The organism is Mesorhizobium sp. M0317 (genome assembly GCF_040321555.1).
Lineage (GTDB): Bacteria > Pseudomonadota > Alphaproteobacteria > Rhizobiales > Rhizobiaceae > Mesorhizobium.
This window is the reverse complement of sequence record NZ_JAMYRV010000009.1, coordinates 102,790-121,119: the sequence shown is the minus strand read 5'-3', so window position 1 is coordinate 121,119 and position 18,330 is coordinate 102,790. Positions and strand designations below refer to the sequence as shown.

Below are 18,330 nucleotides of genomic sequence, written 5' to 3'. Positions count from 1 at the left end.
TTCGCGTCGCGTTCCCTGGAGTTATCTGAAGCGCATAGCCGAACAGCGCTGCGGTGTCGACGCAAACTGCATGCTGGCCCCATGACATCCATGCGGATCGGGGCCATAAGTCCAGCCAGATTTCCCAGGGTGACATTCATGCAAGGCATAGACGACCTCGACACGCCGGCGATCCTCATCGACGCGGCCCGCGCCGAAGCCAACATCACACGAGCGCAGGCGCATGCCGACCGCCACGGGCTGAAACTCAGGCCGCACATCAAGACGCACAAACTGCCTTATTGGGCGAAGAAGCAGATGGCGGCCGGCGCGGTCGGCATCACCTGCCAGAAGATCGGCGAGGCCGAAGTGATGGCCGATGCCGGGCTGACCGATATTTTCCTGCCCTACAACATCCTTGGCCGCGCCAAGCTGGAGCGCCTCAAGGCGCTGCATGGCCGCGTGACACTGTCAGTGACGGCCGACAGCCTCGAAACGCTGGAGGGGCTCGCCGCCACCTTCACCGATACCGGGCACCCCCTGCCCGTCCTGGTCGAATGCGACACCGGCATGGGCCGTTGCGGCGTGCAGAGCGCCGCCGAGGCGCTGGCACTGGCGAAGTTGATCGACCAAGCCAAGGGGCTCACCTTCGGCGGGCTGATGACCTACCCCGCGGCCGGCCGCGCCGCCGAGGCTGAATCCTGGCTGGCCGGCGCCAAACAAACGCTCGCGGCATCGGGCCTCGCCTGTGAACGCATCTCCAGCGGCGGCACGCCTGACATGTGGCGCTCGGGCGAGGACAGCGTGGTGACCGAATACCGCCCCGGCACCTACATCTACCTCGACCGCTACCAGGTCGCCAAAGGCGTCGGCACGCTCGACGATTGTGCGCTGACGGTGCTCGCCACCGTGGTCAGCCATCCGACGCCGGCCCGCGCCATCCTGGACAGCGGCAGCAAGGCGCTGTCCAGCGACACGCTGGGGCTCGCCGATTTTGGCGAGCTGCTCGGCATGCCCGGCGCCCGCGTCACCAGCTTGAGCGAGGAACATGGCACGGTCACGCTTGGAAATGGTGCGAAGCTTCGCATTGGCGAGCGCGTGCGCGTGGTGCCTGATCATTGCTGCGTGGTGACCAACCTGTTCGACCAGGTGCATCTGATCGACGGTGACAAGGTGCTGGAAACGCTGAAGGTGGAAGCGCGTGGGCGGATGGAGTGAGGCTTTTCGTTTTGGAGGCTCGCCCTATTTCGACATTGACGAATTGGAAAAATCTATGATTTCGATCCCGCCGAAATGCTCGATTCCGATACGGCAATCGAGGCGTTTCTGGCAGAGGCAATGGAAACCGGAGACGCCAAATTCGTCGCGTCCGCCCTCGGTGTCGTTGCCCGCGCCAAGGGGATGAGCAACATTGCCAGAAAGACCGGCTTGGCTCGCGAGCATCTTTATACCTCGCTCAGCGAAAACGGTAATCCTACGCTGGAAACCACACTGGCGGTCATGAAAGCATTCGGCTTTCATTTGGCCCCAAAGCACGATGCAACTCAGGTCTAATCTACGCCAGCGCGCGTCGAGCGCGAGGTTGTTCGGGCCAACTGAAATCAGGACGGATAAACCGGACCCAGCGCCGCCTTCAGCGGATCCAGCGCGTCGCCATACAGCTTCCAGCGCTCGACCGAGGATGAATAGATCGGCTGGCGCACCTGCCAGCGGCTCGGCGTCCGCACGGTGCGCTCGGTCTCGTTGAAACGCAGGCAGGCATCGTCCCACTCGATGCCGAGGAATCCGATCAATCCGCGGGCGCGATTTTCGAAATCGGCGACCGTTTCTTCGTAGGGCATGTCGTGGATATCCAGCGGGATGACCTTGGCCCAATGGCGCATCAGGCGGTCATACTGCCGGTAATACTGCCCAAGCTTGGTCAGATCGGCATTATAGCCGTGCGCCTCGGAAAAATTATGCATGAAACAGGACGCGCAATTGTCCATCGGGTCACGCCGGCAATGGATGATGCGGGCATTCGGCAAGATCAGGCTGATGAAGGCCAGCAGCTCGAAATTGTGCGGCATCTTGTCGACGACAAGCCGCACCGTGTTGTTGCGCTTTTTGAGATCGTCGAGATATTTCGATCCAAGCTCCTTGGCCTTGGCTGCAGTGAGCGCCGCCATGGCCTTGGTGAAAATGGCTGGGTCGAGCTTGTCGAACCCAAGTTCGCCGGCAAGTGAACGAATGGTCGACAACTCCCCGGCGCCATGGATATCGCGATGACTGGCGCATATCTGCTCGGTCAGCGTCGTTCCCGACCGTGGCATGCCGACGATGAAGACCGGGCGTCTGGATGGATTTCCCAAATTGGCTCGCGCCTCGAAGAAGCCGGCGTCGAAAGTGTCGATGAAGCTGTCGTAAAGCTGGGTGTGCCGGTCGATGTCGAAATCATTGCCGGAAATCGCCTTGGCCCTCGCGAAATGGCGGATGGCCGGGCTATACTCGCGCTGATCATTGAGCATCTTGCCGGCGGCGTGGTGCAGCACTACCCGCTCGCGATCGGTGGTTGTCGGCAATTCCAGGCGTTTCAGCACCAAAGGCAACGTCGGATCGTCCTTGACCGCCCGGCGCGCAAGCGCCATTCCAGCCAGCGCCTCGACATGGCCCGGGTCGATGGCAAGGGCCTTGCTGAAGCATTCGACCGCCTCGGCCGGCCGGCCAATGTCGGTGAGCAAATCGCCCATACCGGCAAGTGCCATCACCGACTGGCCGTCGATAGCCAGCGCCTGGCGATAGAACCCTTCGGCAATGTCGCCCTCGAGCTGGCTGCGGTAGGAGCGGCCGAAATTGCACAGCGCTTCGATGAGCCCTCCGTCGAGCTCGATCGCCTTTCTCAGATGTCTGCGCGCCTTGTCGACGTTGCCGGTGACATTGTAGGCATTGCCGAGATTGTTGCGGAAGATGGCGTTGTCCGGTTCGAGCTTGACCGCCCTTTCCATATAGGCAATGGCGGCGTCATGATGCTCGGCCTCGATGGCGAGCGTGCCCATCAGGTTCAGCGCCATGGCATTTTTGGGCTGCGTGCGAAGCACCGTCTGGTAGCAGAACTCGGCCTCGCGAAAACGCTTGCGCCGTTGCAGGTCGATGCCGCGCTGCAATGTCATTTCCGCCGGCTCACCGGCGGTCGGCAGCGAGGCTGGGATCATTGCCGGCAGGCCCAGGGGTTGCCGGCGTGGCAAGAGCGGCATCCGTCAAATCCCGGTCGCGGCCTGCGACGAACCAATCAGAACTTCAGGGTTACGCCAAGCTGGAGATTGTGGGAGTACAATTTGGCGTTCTCGTATGTGCCGCCGCCATCATTGTCGTCTAGATCCACGCTTGTCACGGCCTTAAAGCGGTAACCGAAATCGAGGTCGACATTCTGCGTTACCGCGTAGGTAACACCGGCGCCCACTTGGCCGGCGAAACCCCAGCCGCCAGGCCCGTATCCAAAGGCGTGGCCATCAAAGTGAGTATCGGCGGTAACATAGGCCGCGCCGACACCGCCGCCGACATAGAGTTTGGCATCACCAAAATGCGCAACATCGGCCCAGACGTTGGCGAGAAGATAGGTGGCCGACAGATTGCCGGAAGCCGGATAGTTGCCGACGCCCGTGTAGCTGTATTCGCTTGCCTTGTAGCGCGCGTAGGACAGTTCGCCTTCGACACGAAACACATCGTTGATGCGCCGACCGACAGCGCCGCCGATTACGAACCCGGTATCAAGATCGACTGAATAGCCAGTACCATTGTAGTCCGTTTTCACATGGTTCGGGAAACTGGCGCCGCCGAAGAGCGTGACGTACCAGAGATCCTCCGCCCTCGGAACGTCGACAATCGCGTCGGCGGCGTAGGCCGAACTCCAACCAAGCGCCAATGCAAATGTCGAGACGCCAGCCAACAAGCGCAGTTTCATCGCCGATTCCCTCGCTACAACTAGTGACTGGTATCACTCTTGCTTCGCGGCCGAGCTGTCAAGAAAGCAAACGAGATCAAGGAGCCAAGCGAAGTCGGGAACAATCTTTTGAGAATTCTTGTTGCTGCACCGCAACATAGCAGCACATGCTAATGTTTGGCGGCAGGCGTATGGCTTCGGTTTTGAAAATCGCGCTAGTCGGCCTGCCGTGCTGCCACCCTGCGCATGGCGATCACCCGCCGGCGGCGGATTTCGGTGCGCATCGCCGTCAAATGCAGCGCGAAGAACAGCACGGTGAAGCCGAGCGCCATCACCAGCAGCGGCCATAGCAGGCTGGGATCGATCGTCGGTCCGCCGAGCCGGAACACCGACGCCGGCTGGTGCAGCGTGTTCCACCAGTCGACCGAGAATTTGATGATCGGGATGTTGATGAAGCCGACGAGCGTGATGATGGCGGCGGCCCAGGCGGCGCGGCTGGCGTCATCCAGCGCACGCGTCAGCGCGATGATGCCGAGATACATCAGGAACAGGATGAAGACCGAGGTCAGGCGGGCGTCCCAGACCCACCAGGTGCCCCACATCGGCTTGCCCCAGATCGAGCCGGTGACCAGCGCAAGTGCGGTGAAGGTGGCGCCGATCGGGGCTGCCGACTTCAGCGCGACATCGGCCAAGGGATGGCGCCAGACCAGCGTGCCGAGCGCGGCGACGGCCATCACCGTGTAGCACATCATGGCGAGCCAGGCGAAAGGCACGTGGATATACATGATGCGCACCGTGATGCCCTGCTGGAAATCCTCAGGCGCGGCAAAGCTCATATAGAGACCGATGGCGAGCAGGATCGCGGCGATCGACGCCAGCCACGGCACCAGCCTATCGGCCAGCCCGACAAAGCGCGTGGGGTTGGCGAGGTCGGTCCAGCCGGCGAGGCGTGAGGAGGTATCGCTCATAAGGTCTAGATAGACCGGCGGCGCGTTCGGGGCAATCGAGGGAGTGTCGCAGTCTTATTTACCCTCCCCCTCGTGGGGAGGGTCGCTGCGAAGCAGCGGGGTGGGGGTGGTGGGGCACTACCCCCACCCGGACCCTACGGGTCCGACCTCCCCACAAGGGGGAGGTAAAAAAGCTACGCCGCTTCGATATTCACGGTGCGGCTGAGGCGGCGGACTTCCTCGTCGTTGAGCAGGCCGCCGGCGCGCAGCAGGCTGGCGAAACGGCCATTGCGCAGCGACAGTTCGGCGAAGCCGCCCATCTCGACCACCTTGCCCTTGTCCATGAACACGACCAGGTCGGCGTCGCGGACGGTGGTCAGGCGGTGGGCGATGATGAAGGTGGTGCGGTTGCGCCTCAGTTCGTCGATGGCTTCCTTGACGCGGTCCTCGGTCTCGACATCGAGCGCGCTCGTTGCCTCGTCGAGCACCAGGATCGGTGCGTCCTTGAGCACGGCGCGGGCAATGGCGATGCGCTGACGCTCGCCGCCTGAAAGCTGGCCGCCGCGCTCGCCGACGACGGTGTCATAGCCGGCGCTCTTGGCAAGGATGAAATCCTGCGCGGCAGCCGCATTGGCGGCGGCGTGAACCTCGTCATAAGTCGCCTCGGCACGACCGACGCGGATGTTGTCCTCGATCGAGCGGTTGAGCAGGCCGGCATCCTGGAAGACGGTGGCGATCGAATGACGCAGCGACTTGCGGGTCACCGTGCGGGTGTCGATGCCGTCGATCAGGATACGGCCATGAGACGGCGAGAAGACGCGCTGCAAGAGGTTGATCAGCGTCGTCTTGCCGGCGCCGGTCGGGCCGACGATGGCAACCGTCTGCCCGGCCTGGACTTCGAAGGAGACGTCGTCGACGCCCTGCCTCGAATTGGCAAACTCGAAGCCGACATTCTCGAAGCGGACGTGGCCGGTGACGTTGGTGAGGTCGCGCAAGCCGTCCGGCTCGGCGGAGTCGGCGGCCGAATCCTCGAGGTGATAGAAGTCCTCGAGCTTGGCGCGGGCTTCAGAAATCTGGTTGGCGAAAGCCGACATCTGGTCGAGGCGGGCAATCAGCAGCGTGGCAAAGCCGGTGAAGGCGATGACGTCGCCGATCTTGAGCTGGCCATGGGTGACCAGATAGGCGCCGATCAAAAGCACAACCATCATCGAAATGGTCGACGACAGGCGGTGCAACGCATTGGCCATCGCCCACCAGTCGAGCACCGGGTTCTGCGCGTCGAGCAGGTTCTTGACATAACGGCGCAGCGTATCGGCCTCGTGGCCGAGACGGTTGTAGCTCTGCAGCACGGCGACATTGCTGACCGAGTCGGTCACATGCGCGAAGACCTGATGGTAGTGACGCTCGACCGCGGCCTGGCCCGCCTTGGTGCGCTTCATCACAAGCCGGCCGATGCCGACATAGAGAACGCCCAGCGCCATCAGCACCAGCGACATGCGAAGATCCATGCTTATCGCGGTCGGAATCAGCAGAGCCAGCGCAACAGCCGTCGACAGATGCTGGCGCATGAATTCAAGCCACAGGCTGAACAGCGTCTCGACGGCGCGCAGCAGCGTGTGCAGCGCGTTGGAGGTGCCGCGCTGGTGGTGCCAGGCGAGCGGCATGGTGATCACGCGCTCGAACGACTGGCACAGCACCTCGCTGCGCCGCTTGTGGGCAAAACGGTCGGCGCCGCGCGCCACCAGCACGAAGGCGACGATGTTAAAGGCGCCGAGACCGGCCCACAGCGCCAGCGTCGAAAACACCGAACCCTTATCGGAGATGGCGTCGATCACCCGGCCGAACATGATCGGCTCGAGGATGGCGATAATGGCAAGCGCGACATTCGCACCGCAGATAAACGCAACGCGCTTCCTGTCGGCTGCGAGATAACCCAGCGCTCTCCAGTAGATTTGCAGAAGTGACACTTCAGCTACTCCGCCCAAAACATTATTGTGCACCGCACCATTTCTTGACACGTACCGGTTAACGGGTCGCAAAACAATGCCCGTCTACCTCTTCCGTTCCCATTCTGCGAACAAAAGATGACGACGTTGCGAAATCTGCCGTGATCACCTAACGGTTTGAGATAAAAGGTGAAATGTCAGTCTTGCGGCAAAATCATGGCAGCAGCTGGCGCTGCCACATTTTTAGTCACTGCACGCTTGGACCGCCGGTATCCGGGAAGACACGCCGTTCTGCGCCAGGAGCATGCCGAAGTAGAAAACGCGCGCCTCGAAAGGCGCGCGTCAATAATCTGAAGCCTTTGATTTTACGCGGGTATCTTGACGACCACCTCGGTCTTGTCGCCGGCTTTCGGCTGAAAACCGGAAGACTTTGTCTTGGTTCCATTGACTTCGAGCGAGATGGATTTGGCCTTTTTGTCGCGGATGACGCGAACCTTGACCTCCGCCCCCAGCATCTTCAGCGTTGCAGAATAGCCGTCCCAATGGCTGGGCAGTTTCGGCCGGAACGTGATCTGCTTGCCCCGCCGCTCGATGCCCAGAATGCCTTCGACCGCAGCACGGTAGAGCCATCCCGCTGAGCCCGTATACCAGGTCCAGCCGCCGCGACCGCCCTTGTCCTCACCGGAATAGATGTCGGCGGCGACGACGTACGGCTCGACGCGGTAATGCTCGGCCGATGCATCGTCGAGAGCATGGTTGACCGGGTTCAGCATCGAGAAGCAGCGATAGGCATCGTCGGAGCGGCCCATTTCGGCGAGCGCGATCACGAACCAGGTCGCCGCATGGGTGTACTGGCCGCCGTTCTCGCGCACGCCCGGCGGATAACTCTTGATGTAACCAGGGTCCTTTCTCGTGTTCTGGAAGGCCGGGGTAAACAGTTTGACGATCTTGAGCTTGTCGTCGACCAGCAGGTTCGTCGCCTGCTGCATCGCCGTGGTCGAGCGCGCGGGGTCGCCCTCGCCGGAGAGCACGCTCCACGACTGCGCGATGGAGTCGATCTTGCACTCGTCCGAATTGTGCGAGCCAAGCGGCGTGCCGTCATCGTAGCTGCCGCGGCGATACCACTGGCCGTCCCAGGCGGTGCTTTCCAGCGCCCGCTTCAGCACATCGGCGTGTTTTGTCCAGGCCTGCGCCCGCTTGGTGTCGCCCTGCCCCTTGGCCACGGTGGTAAAGTCGCCCAGCGTCTTCAAAAGGAACCAGCCGAGCCAGACACTCTCCCCCTTGCCGGCTTCGCCGACGCGGTTCATGCCGTCATTCCAGTCGCCGCCGAGGATCAGCGGCAGCCCGGCCGGGCTGCTGCGCTTGATCGCAAGGTCGAGCGCGCGCGCGCAATGGTCGTAAAGCGAAGCGTTCGTCTTGGAGATTTCCGGCGTGAAGAAGGCGTCGTGCTCGCCCTCGCCCAACACCTGCCCGTCGATGAAAGGCAGCTGCTCCTTCAGGATCCCTGTATCGCCGGTCACCTCGATGTAGCGATTGGTGGCATGCGCCAGCCAGACCACATCGTCGGAGATCATGGTGCGCACGCCGGCGTCGGTGCGCGGCAACCACCAATGCTGGACGTCGCCTTCGGGGAACTGCCGGCGCGCCGCATTGAGGATCTGGTCGCGCGCCAGTTTCGGATCATGCGCAAGCAGGGCCAGCGTGTCCTGCAGCTGGTCGCGGAAGCCGAAGGCGCCGCTTGCCTGATAAAAGGCCGAGCGGGCGCGGATGCGGCAGGCCAGGCTCTGATAGGGCAGCCAGTGATTGACCATGGCGTCGAGCGCCTTGTCGGGCGTCTCGACCTGGATGGTGTCGAGGAAGCCGCGCCAGACGCGTTCATTATCGGCCAGCCGCTGGTCGAAATCCTTGCCCGAATGGGTCTGCACCAACGCGCTCGCTTCGGCTGATGTAGCGGCGTCGCCAAGCAGCCAGACCAGCGTGACGTCGCCGCCGGCAGGGATGTCGATGTCGCTGGCGACAGCTGCGCACGGATCGTCGCCGGCCTCGACGCGGCCCGACAGGCCGGCGCCGCTGACGACAGTGTGCGGGAAGGCGCTGGTGCCGTGCCTGCCGATGAACTCGCCACGATCGGCTGTCACCGAATGCACCGGACCGGTGGCGGCCAGGAAGGCCACCCGGTCGCCGAAATCGAGACCGTAGGGGTTTTGCGCCAGAAGCGCGCCGGTCGCTGGATCCCTGGACGGGATGATGGTCGCAGCAGTGCTCGAGCGATGGCTGCCGAGAACCCATTCGGCATAGGCATAGACGCGCAGCCGCGCCGGCCCCGAGCCTGAGTTCTGGATGCGCAGCCGCGTGATCTTCACTGGATCGACGGGATCGACGACGTGCGTCAGATCCATCGACAGCGGGCCGCGTTTGGACCGGAAGGTCGAGAAGCCCTGGCCGTGCCATGTCTCATAGGTCATCGAGGGATCGCGGACCACGGCAGCCAGCGGCGAGAATGCCTTGCCGCTGGCCTGATCGTAGATGTAGATGCCCTCGCCCGGCCGGTTGGTGACCGGATCATTCGACCATGGCGTCAGCTGGTAATCGCGGCTGTTGCGGCTCCAGGTGAAGGCAGCGCCTTCGGCCGAGACATGGAATCCGAACGAGGCGTTCGAGACGACGTTGATCCAGGGCTGCGGCGTCGAGCGCCGCCCGGCAAGGCGGGTGACATAGTGGCGGCCGTCGCCCTCGAAACCGCCAAAGCCGTTCCATTGGCTGAGGCCGCTGCCGTCGGCGCTGCTGTCGGACGCGGCATGGTATGCAGGCGCCGCCGGCACCGGCAGAGACGGCTCGCGCAGTGACGCGGGGGGCGCCGGCTGCAGGGCATCGCGTGCTTGCAAGGCTGCCGCCTCGGCGCGTTCGATCTGGTCGAAGATGGTGCCGTTGCGGGTGTGCAGAACCACGCGGGCAACCGCCAGCAGCGTCTTGTAGGTCGCCTCGTCCATCAGGTCGCGGCGCACGGCGAAGATGTGCTGGCGCGGCCCGAGTTCCTTGCCGCGCAGGCGGCTGTTTTCGCACAGTGTTTCGACCGCGCGCTGCAGGTCCTGGACATAGGACGATGCCTGCTCGTTGACGACCACGAAGTCGATCATCATGCCGCGGGCGCGCATATACTCCTGGAAGCGCAGCGCCTGGGCGACAATTTCGAGGTCGGCCACGTCGCCGATGCGGACCAGGAAGATCGGGAAATCGCCCGAAATGCTGGTCGGCCACAGGCTGGACTGCTTGCCCAGCCCCGAAGCGATGGATTCGCCGGGCAGGCGCAGGAACGGATCGGGATAGATCAGGAAGCGCGCCAGCTTCTGCACGTTGGCGGCGTCGGTCAGGCTGAGACCAAGATGGCGGGTCTGCACCTGCGAACGCGTCCAGGCAAGCATCGCCTGGCGAGCAAAACTTTCGGGATGGTCGAGCCTGGCGATGGCCTCGTCCAGTTCGGCGCGGTTGGCGCCGACGGCGGTCCAGAAGGTCAGCGATATCTTCTTGTTGGCCGGCACCCGCACCTGGCGGCGCAGGGCCGCTACCGGATCGAGGGTGAAGCCGTGGTGACCGCCAAGCTTGGCGCCGGGATCGAAGGCCGCCGCTTCCGCGATGGTACGGCCACGGCCGATGAAGGCACGGCGGTCGGTTTCGGCCTCGGCATCGCGCGCCGACCCGGACGGATCGGTGACGAAATGCACCATGGTGACGTCAGGCTCGTTCTTCTCGCGCTTGCGCCTGGTGGCAAAGATGGCGCCGTTATTGGCAGCGATCTCGGTCTCGATAAACATTTTCGAGAACGCAGGATGGGCATTGTCGGAGGCTTCGTTGCCCAGCACCAGCTCGGCAAAGGAGGTCACCTCGATATGCCGGTCAGTGGCGCCGTCGTTGTAGAGCGTGACGCGCCGTCCCTCGCCATTGCCTTCCGAGATGACGATGCATTCGACCTCCGAACGCAGCGAGCCCACTGTTTTGACGAAGCTCGCCTTGTCGTCGGAAAACAGCGTTTGCACTCTCTCGCCGGTCGCCTGCTTCGGCTCTGCGGTGGCCGACCACCAGTCGCCGCTGCCGGCGTCGCGCAGGAAGATGTAGGAGCCGAGCCGGTCTTCGGTCGGGTCGGGCTGCCAACGGGTGACGGCGAGTTCGCCCCAGCGGCTGTAACCGGAACCGGTGGCCGAGACCATGACGGAGTAGCGGCCATTGGACATGACGCTGGTGGCGCGCAACGCCCTCAGCGGGTCGAGGATAATGCGCGAGTCCGGGCTCTCGACCTCGGTCTCGTCCTTCGAACGCTCGTCGGCTTCGGTCCTGACCGTGGCGGTCGGGATGTCGCGCGGCGCCCTCTCCTGCAGCAGGAGTTCGGCAGACTCGATCACCGGATCGCTATGGAAGCGGTCGCGCAGCCGGCCCTCGAAGATGGCGTCGGCAACGGCGGCGATCGACATGCCGGAGTGATGCGCCATGTAGTTCAGGACAACGGCATGGTCGGTGCCTTCCGGCACGCGCTGCGGCGTGAAGTCGACGGCGTCGTAAAAGCCATGCCGGCCGAGAGCGCCGATGGAGCGCAGCCTGGCCAGATTCTGGACGGATTCGCGCGGTGTGAACTGCGCCGCGAGGATCGTGGCGTAAGGCGCGATCACCGTGTTCTGGCCAAGGCCACGCTTGAGCCCAAGTCCGGGCACGCCGAAATTGGTATACTGGTAGGTCAGTTCGCGGTCGCGGGCATTGTAGGCCGCTTCCGAAATGCCCCAGGGCACGTTCTTCGAACGCGCGTACTGGATCTGACGCTTGATGATCAGCTTGCTGGTCTGGTTGAGGATCGAGCCCTGCGGTTCCTTCATCACCAGTGGCGGCATCAGATACTCGAACATCGAGCCCGACCAGGACATCAGCGCACCCTGGAAGCCGATCTCGACGATCGGCCTTCCAAGCCGGAACCAATGCTCCGTCGGCAGGTCACCCTTGGCGATGGCGAACAGGCTGGTCAGCCGCGCCTCGGAGGCGAGCAGATCGTAGCAGCTCTCATCGAGCTGATGCTCCTCGACCCGGTAGCCGATCGACAGCAGTTTGCGCTCCTGACGCATCAGGAAAGAGAAATCCATCTCGAAGGCATAGCGGCGGCAGCGTTCGCGCAGCGCCAGCAGCTTGGCGCGCAAGGCTTCGACGGCGTTTTCGTCGCTGTGCGAGTCATGCACATGCGCCTCGCAGGTCGCTTCCAGCCGTGCCGCCCAGTCGGCGATAATGTCGCTGCGCTGCGATCCGGCCTCGGTGTGGATGGCGGTGGCGAGCTTGCGGATCTCGCCGGCAAGCACGGCCAGGTTAATGGTGCGGATCGAGGCCATCTCCGGCTGCGCCTTGATGGTCATGACGGCGCGCCGCATGCCATCGAGGCGATCGGCCAGACGCTGGCGCAACGGCCGCAGTTGCCGGCGGTCGTCAGGCAATTCCTCGAGGCTCTCGTCGAGGATACTCACCGTGTCGAGGACGCCTTCGAAATCGCCCTGCAGGTGAACGGACGGGGCTTCCGCCCATTCGGCGCAGGCAGCCGCCACCGCGACCAGATGTCCGGCGAGATTGCCGCTGTCGACGGCGGAGATGTAGAGCGGATAGAGCGGTTTGAGCGTCGTGGTGTCGTACCAGTTGAAGAGGTGGCCACGGTTGCGCGGCATGCTCTCGATGGTCGTCATGGTGGCGTCGATCCGGGTGATGGCGTCGGAGAGCGCAATCCAGCCGAAATCGCGTGCCGACACCACCGACAGCAGGTAGACGCCGATATTGGTCGGCGACGTCCGCGGCGCTACAACCGGCGCCGGGCTTTCCTGAAAATTGTCGGGCGGCAGATTGTGGTGCTCGGCCGTGACGAAGGTTTCGAAATAATGCCAGGTGCGGCGCGCCACGGTGCGCAGCGCGTGGATGTCGGCCTGCGATATGCGCAGGCGGTCCTCGGTCTCGGCCGAGCGGCTGATCCAGCAGGCAACCGCCGGCGAACCGATCCAGAACAGAGCGAAGAAGAAGGCGACGAAGGCACCGGTGGAATCGGCCAGCACGGGGATAGCGAGACCGACGACGCCGATGATCACGGCGCCATACATCATGCTGTAATAGGAGCCGATATCGTTGTCGCCGCCCTTGTGCGCCTGCGACGCGGTGCGCCATTCCAGCAGGTTCTGGCGGCTGACGAACAGGCGGTAGAGCGTGCGCACGATGGCGTCGCCCATCATCCAGGCATTGTGCGCCATCAACAGCACTTTCAGCGCCACAAGGGCCGTGCCGAAGACGGTGTCGTGCGCCAGTGCGGAGAAATGGCCGCGCGGCGTCTGGTCGCCGCTCTTGGGCAGGATGGCGTTGACGACATCGAAGGTCGGCGCCATGAACAGCGACAGGATCAGCAGCGCCTGCCACTGCGCGGCCTGCGTGAAGGGCAGCAGCGTCCAGCCGGCAATCGCCGCCATCACCCAGAAGATCGGGGTCAGCGAGCGGCGCAGATTGTCGACCATCTTCCAGCGCGACAGCGCCGGCACGCCGGAACGCGGCGAGACGATGAAGCGCAGCAGCTGCCAGTCGCCGCGCGCCCAGCGGTGGTGGCGCGAGGCGTCGACCGAGTAGCGGGTAGGATAGTCCTCGACCAGTTCGACATCGGTGACAAGTGCTGCGCGCGCCAGCGCACCTTCGAGCAGATCGTGGCTGAGGACGGTGTTTTCCTCGATGCGGCCCTGCAGCGCCGCCTCGAAAGCGTCGACGTGATAAAGGCCCTTGCCGGTGAAGGAGCCGTCGCTGAAGACGTCCTGGTAGAGATCCGAGACGGCAAAGACGTAAGGATCGAGACCGCTGTTGGACGAGAAGACGCGCTGGAAGAAAGAAGCGTCGTCGCCGCTGGTGAGCGAGGCTGTGATGCGCGGCTGCAGAATGGTGTAGCCGGCGGTAACGACGCGCTTTGTCGCGTCGAAATGCGGGCGGTTGAGCGGATGGGCGAGCTTGCCGACCAGTGACGACACGGCGTCGCGCGTGGTGCGCGTGTCGGCGTCGAGCGTCATGACATAGACGACCTTTTCCGGCAGCGGCACGTCGAGCGGCAGGAAGGTGGTGTCGCTGTCGCCGCGCAAGAGAAGGTTCAGCTCATGCAGCTTGCCGCGCTTGCGCTCCCAGCCCATCCAGGCGCCCTGCGCCTGGTTGTAGAGCCGGCGGCGATGCAGGATATAGAAACGCGGCGCGCCTTCCGAGGGATAACGGGCATTGAGCCTGGCGATCTCGTCGCGCGCATATTGCAGGATCTCGATGTCGGCGGCGTCGATCTCGGTCTTGGAATCCGGCCAGTCGGACAGCAGCGCGAAATGGATTTCTTCGGCCGTGTTGGCGAGGTGATGCACCTCGATGTTGCGGATGTTTTCCTCGACATCATCGCGCGAGCCGATCAGCGACGGCACCACGACCAAGGTGCGTGATGCCGCCGGAATGCCGTGCTTGTAGTCATAGCCGACGAGCCGCGTCGGCTTCAGGAACAGTGAAACAACGGTGTTGAAGAAGGCGAGCGCGCCTTCGCTGGCAGGCACCGCAAACAGCGCCAGCATCAGCGTGATGGATTCCACCGACAGGCCGAGATGGGCAAGCGCATTGCCGGAGACAACCAGCAGCAGCACCGTCAGCAGGAAGACCGGCACAACGATGCCGAGCCAGCCCGTGGCGGTGAAGGCGCGCTTGAAGGTCACATGGAAGGGCGGCCGGTAGCCGATGGCCTTTTCCAGATCCGGCCGGCGCGGGCCGACCAGGAAGAAGCCGACATCGGTATGCATGGCCGGATCGGCTGATGCATCCGGCACGCCGGAGGCATCGGTGACCCCGGGAACATGGCTGGCCAGCTCGATGGCCTTTTCGGCGACACGGAATTCGGACAGGTCGGAGCGGCGCGCCAGTTGCTCGATCGACGTGCGGTACTGGTCGCGCGAAAAGAAATCGAGCGCGGCGAAATCGGTGCGCTCGCGCAACAGCGTGTCGATGCGGCTGACGCCCTCGAACCACACCGTCCAGTCGACGTCGTTGATGAGGCGCAGGCCGCGGATGATGTTGCCGGTGGTGACATTGCCGCTGGACAGCGTGCGATGCTCGGAAATGATGATTTCCTCGGCGTCGGAGCCGGTTTTCTCGAGCTCGACCTCCAGCCATTCCAGCGCCCTGCCGGCATTCTGCGAGCCATCGCGCAGGCGGTAGAGCAACTGGGTGGCGAAGGTGGTGTCCTGCGCATGCGCGCCGTAGCCCGACAGTATCTTCCGGCGGTCTGCATTGTCGTCGGTCGCCAGCACGCGGTCGGCGACCTCGTTGGCGATATGGCGCATCTGCCTGGTGCGGTCGACGCGCACGGCGATGCGGCGCAGATTCTCGATCAAAACGAAGCGCAGCAGCGACGGCAGCGCCCACAATTCGCCGATCTTGAGCGGCTCGACCGACTGAAAACCCTCGACGATGGATTTGAACATGGTCGCCGAAACCGAACTGTCGGAATGGGCGACATAGCTCCAGGCCAGGGCCAGCGCGCGCGGCACCGCGGCGCGGTTGGCCACTTCCAGGGTCGGCAACTGCCGGTAGAAACGGCGCGGCAGGTCGCGCTTCACCTGAAAAATGGTCTCCTCGACGAGATAATTGTTGTCGAGCAGCCATTGCGCGGCAGGCGTGATGGTTTCGCCCTTGGCCTGGGCGGCATTGGTCGAGCGGTAGACTTCGAGGATTTTCTTGGCGCTGTCGCGGATGCGGGCCTGGAAATCGAACTGCGTCAGGCCGAACAGGTCCTTGATGTCGCCCTTGGCGAGGCTTTCGCCCAGCGCGCGCAGCCGCTCTTCGGGCAGGAAATTGGAGCGTATCGGCTCTTCGGTGATGACCGGGAAGCCGGCGCTGGACTTTTCGATATGGGCAGGATTTGTCTGGATATTCATTGAAAATTCCGCATGGGGGACGCGATGCGGCGCCACCGCCACGGCAATGTCCCTAAAACCGATTCAAATGCAATTGGTTGCATGATTACACTGGCCGAAAGTTTTGCTTCGCACCACGCCAGAGGCGTTATCCCTTCGACATTTTAAGTGGGGCTTTCGACAACTTAAGGACGAGCACCCCTGCCCTCCCGTCCGCCTTGGAACGACGGAAGGATTCGGGCTTTTTCGTGATCCAGACAACAGCTTACGCCAGATTTCTCCGGCGTGCGATCATGTTTGGCAACAGGCGTTAATCGTTGTGCTGGCGGTGCGGCTAGCCCAGGCTGGCTATCCGGACGACGAACACGATCGTCGGCCGCACCGGTTCAAGCCGCAGTTTCGCGGCCTGCGGTCCGAGCAACAGCGTGTCGCGAGGTCCAAGGCGCGACGATGTCGCGCCGGTCACGCCGACCTCACCGTCGAACGGCAGGATCAGGGTCATAGCGCTGGTCGGCCGGATATCGGTCGGAACCGAAACTATCAGACGCTGGACCGAGTGCGTTGCCCGCCCGCGGCGGGTCATGACGTTGAGGTCGGTGATCGGACCGGAGATCAGCGCGGCCGTGGTCGGCACATCGGCCGGGAAGGACAGCGGGGCGGAAGCCGCCGTCACTTCGGCCGGCCGCCGGCCAGCAATGTCGAGGACGATGCCCTCGCCTTCCAGCACGGCCAGCGTGCGGTCGACGCCGGCAAAGCCCGAGAACGGCCCGCTATCCTCGACTCGCGCCATCGAAACGCGCCAGTCGAAATCGTCCAGCCCGGCGCCGTCCGGCGAGACGGCGATCTCGGTGGTCGTGCCGCCGCCATTCTTCCACGGCATGACCCGGTAGTCGGCGGCCCATAGGATGCGCATCATTTAAGCCAATCAGCCTTGAATACCGGGCAGATTGAGCTGGTGCTCCTTCGCGCACTCGATGGCGATGTCGTAGCCGGCATCGGCGTGGCGCATGACGCCTGTCGCCGGATCGTTCCACAACACGCGCTGCAGGCGCCTTGCGGCGTCCGGCGTGCCGTCGGCGACGATGACCATGCCGGCATGCTGCGAGAAGCCCATGCCGACGCCACCGCCATGATGCAGCGACACCCAGGTTGCGCCCGACGCGGTGTTGAGCAACGCATTGAGCAGCGGCCAGTCGGAGACGGCGTCGGAGCCGTCCTTCATCGCTTCCGTCTCGCGGTTGGGCGAAGCCACCGAGCCGGAATCGAGGTGGTCGCGGCCGATGACGACGGGCGCCTTGAGTTCGCCCCTGGCCACCATCTCGTTGAAGGCGAGCCCCAGCCTGTGGCGGTCGCCGAGGCCGACCCAGCAGATGCGCGCCGGCAGGCCCTGAAAGGCGATGCGCTCACGTGCCATGTCCAGCCAGTTGTGCAGATGGGTGTTGCCGGGGGTGAGTTCGCGCACCTTGGCGTCCGTCTTGTAGATATCCTCGGGATCGCCCGAAAGAGCAGCCCAGCGGAACGGGCCGATGCCGCGGCAGAACAGCGGCCTTATATAGGCCGGCACGAAGCCCGGGAAGGCGAAGGCGTTCTCGAAGCCTTCGTCCTTGGCGACCTGGCGGATGTTGTTGCCATAGTCGAGCGTCGGCACGCCGTCGTTCCAGAAATCCACCATCGCCTCGACATGCTCGCGCATCGAGGCGCGGGCGGCCTTCTCGACAGCCTTGGGATCGGAGACGCGCTTCTCGCGCCACTCAGCCATCGTCCAGCCCTTGGGCAGATAGCCGTTGATCGGGTCATGCGCCGAGGTCTGGTCGGTGACCATGTCGGGGCGGATGCCCCGCTTGAACATTTCCGGCACAATTTCGGCCGCATTGCCGAGCAGGCCGACCGACTTCGCCTCGCCGGCATTGGTCCAGCGCTCGATCATTTCCATCGCTTCGTCGAGCGTCTCGGCCTTCTCGTCGACATAGCGGGTGCGCAGCCGGAAATTGATCGAGTCCGGATTGCATTCGATGGCGAGGCAGCAGGCGCCGGCCATGACGGCGGCAAGCGGCTGGGCGCCGCCCATGCCGCCGAGGCCGCCGGTCAGGATCCATTTGCCCGTAAGGTTGCCATTGTAGTGCTGGCGGCCGGCCTCGACGAAGGTCTCGTAGGTGCCCTGCACGATGCCTTGCGTGCCGATATAGATCCAGGAGCCGGCCGTCATCTGGCCGTACATCATCAGGCCTTTTTTATCGAGCTCGTTGAATTTATCCCAGGTCGCCCAATGCGGCACGATGTTGGAGTTGGCGATCAGCACGCGCGGCGCATCGGTGTGCGTCCGGAAGACGCCGACCGGCTTGCCGGACTGGACCAGCAGCGTCTCGTCTTCATTGAGGGTCTTCAACGAGGCGACGATGCTGTCGAAATCGTTCCAGGTGCGCGCGGCCCGGCCGATGCCGCCATAGACGACGAGCTCATTGGGGTTTTCGGCGACATCGGGATCGAGGTTGTTCATCAGCATGCGCAGCGGCGCTTCGGTCGTCCAGTATTTGGCGTTGAGCTTGTCGCCGCGCGGCGCGCGCACTTCGCGGATGTTGTGGCGAGGATTGTTCATCATTGTCCCTTTGGAGTAA

The 18,330-nt window shown here is 63.6% G+C and carries 9 protein-coding genes; 2 read left to right on the top strand and 7 right to left on the bottom strand.

Annotated elements, in window-relative coordinates; all coding sequences use genetic code 11:
• Positions 1–138 precede the first annotated feature (138 nt).
• Both NKI88_RS10020 and NKI88_RS10015 read left to right on the top strand, forming a co-directional pair.
• The gene (locus NKI88_RS10020; protein WP_352654906.1) at positions 139–1,197 is read left to right on the top strand and encodes a D-TA family PLP-dependent enzyme; all 1,059 of its coding nucleotides are present in this window, start codon (positions 139–141) and stop codon (positions 1,195–1,197) included.
• 42 nt (positions 1,198–1,239) lie between these two features.
• Positions 1,240–1,533, top strand: a complete 294-nt coding sequence (locus tag NKI88_RS10015) for an addiction module antidote protein (protein WP_352497346.1) — start codon at positions 1,240–1,242, stop codon at positions 1,531–1,533.
• Between the two features lie 47 nt (positions 1,534–1,580).
• On the opposite strand, the gene NKI88_RS10010 is transcribed toward NKI88_RS10015, so the two are convergent.
• From NKI88_RS10010 to hutU, 7 genes are all read right to left on the bottom strand, one after another.
• Complete coding sequence (locus tag NKI88_RS10010; protein ID WP_352654904.1) at positions 1,581–3,212, bottom strand: tetratricopeptide repeat-containing sulfotransferase family protein; 1,632 nt, start codon at positions 3,210–3,212, stop codon at positions 1,581–1,583.
• 35 nt (positions 3,213–3,247) lie between these two features.
• Complete coding sequence (locus tag NKI88_RS10005; RefSeq protein ID WP_023742739.1) at positions 3,248–3,919, bottom strand: outer membrane protein; 672 nt, start codon at positions 3,917–3,919, stop codon at positions 3,248–3,250.
• 194 nt (positions 3,920–4,113) lie between these two features.
• Entirely contained in the window at positions 4,114–4,866 is a 753-nt protein-coding gene (locus NKI88_RS10000; RefSeq protein ID WP_023682911.1) for a heme ABC transporter permease, read from the bottom strand.
• 173 nt (positions 4,867–5,039) lie between these two features.
• Positions 5,040–6,812, bottom strand: a complete 1,773-nt coding sequence (locus tag NKI88_RS09995) for a glucan ABC transporter ATP-binding protein/ permease (protein ID WP_023672897.1) — start codon at positions 6,810–6,812, stop codon at positions 5,040–5,042.
• Between the two features lie 344 nt (positions 6,813–7,156).
• Positions 7,157–15,736 (bottom strand): glycoside hydrolase family 94 protein, encoded by an 8,580-nt coding sequence (locus tag NKI88_RS09990; protein ID WP_352654902.1) that lies wholly within the window; start codon positions 15,734–15,736, stop codon positions 7,157–7,159.
• A gap of 313 nt (positions 15,737–16,049) precedes the next feature.
• On the bottom strand, positions 16,050–16,628 hold the full coding sequence (locus NKI88_RS09985; RefSeq protein WP_352460141.1) for a HutD/Ves family protein: 579 nt from the start codon (positions 16,626–16,628) through the stop codon (positions 16,050–16,052).
• Positions 16,629–16,640: 12 nt separating this feature from the next.
• Complete coding sequence (gene hutU / locus NKI88_RS09980) at positions 16,641–18,311, bottom strand: urocanate hydratase (protein ID WP_502909444.1); 1,671 nt, start codon at positions 18,309–18,311, stop codon at positions 16,641–16,643.
• Positions 18,312–18,330: the final 19 nt, after the last annotated feature.

Excerpts from the sequence above, each read along its gene's own strand:
- NKI88_RS10020 (WP_352654906.1), top strand. The coding sequence starts at position 139 with ATGCAAGGCATAGACGACCTCGACACGCCGGCGATCCTCATCGACGCG.
- NKI88_RS10010 (WP_352654904.1), bottom strand. The coding sequence starts at position 3,212 with ATGCCGCTCTTGCCACGCCGGCAACCCCTGGGCCTGCCGGCAATGATC.
- NKI88_RS10005 (WP_023742739.1), bottom strand. The coding sequence starts at position 3,919 with ATGAAACTGCGCTTGTTGGCTGGCGTCTCGACATTTGCATTGGCGCTT.
- NKI88_RS10000 (WP_023682911.1), bottom strand. The coding sequence starts at position 4,866 with ATGAGCGATACCTCCTCACGCCTCGCCGGCTGGACCGACCTCGCCAAC.
- NKI88_RS09990 (WP_352654902.1), bottom strand. The coding sequence starts at position 15,736 with ATGAATATCCAGACAAATCCTGCCCATATCGAAAAGTCCAGCGCCGGC.
- NKI88_RS09985 (WP_352460141.1), bottom strand. The coding sequence starts at position 16,628 with ATGCGCATCCTATGGGCCGCCGACTACCGGGTCATGCCGTGGAAGAAT.
- hutU (WP_502909444.1), bottom strand. The coding sequence starts at position 18,311 with ATGAACAATCCTCGCCACAACATCCGCGAAGTGCGCGCGCCGCGCGGC.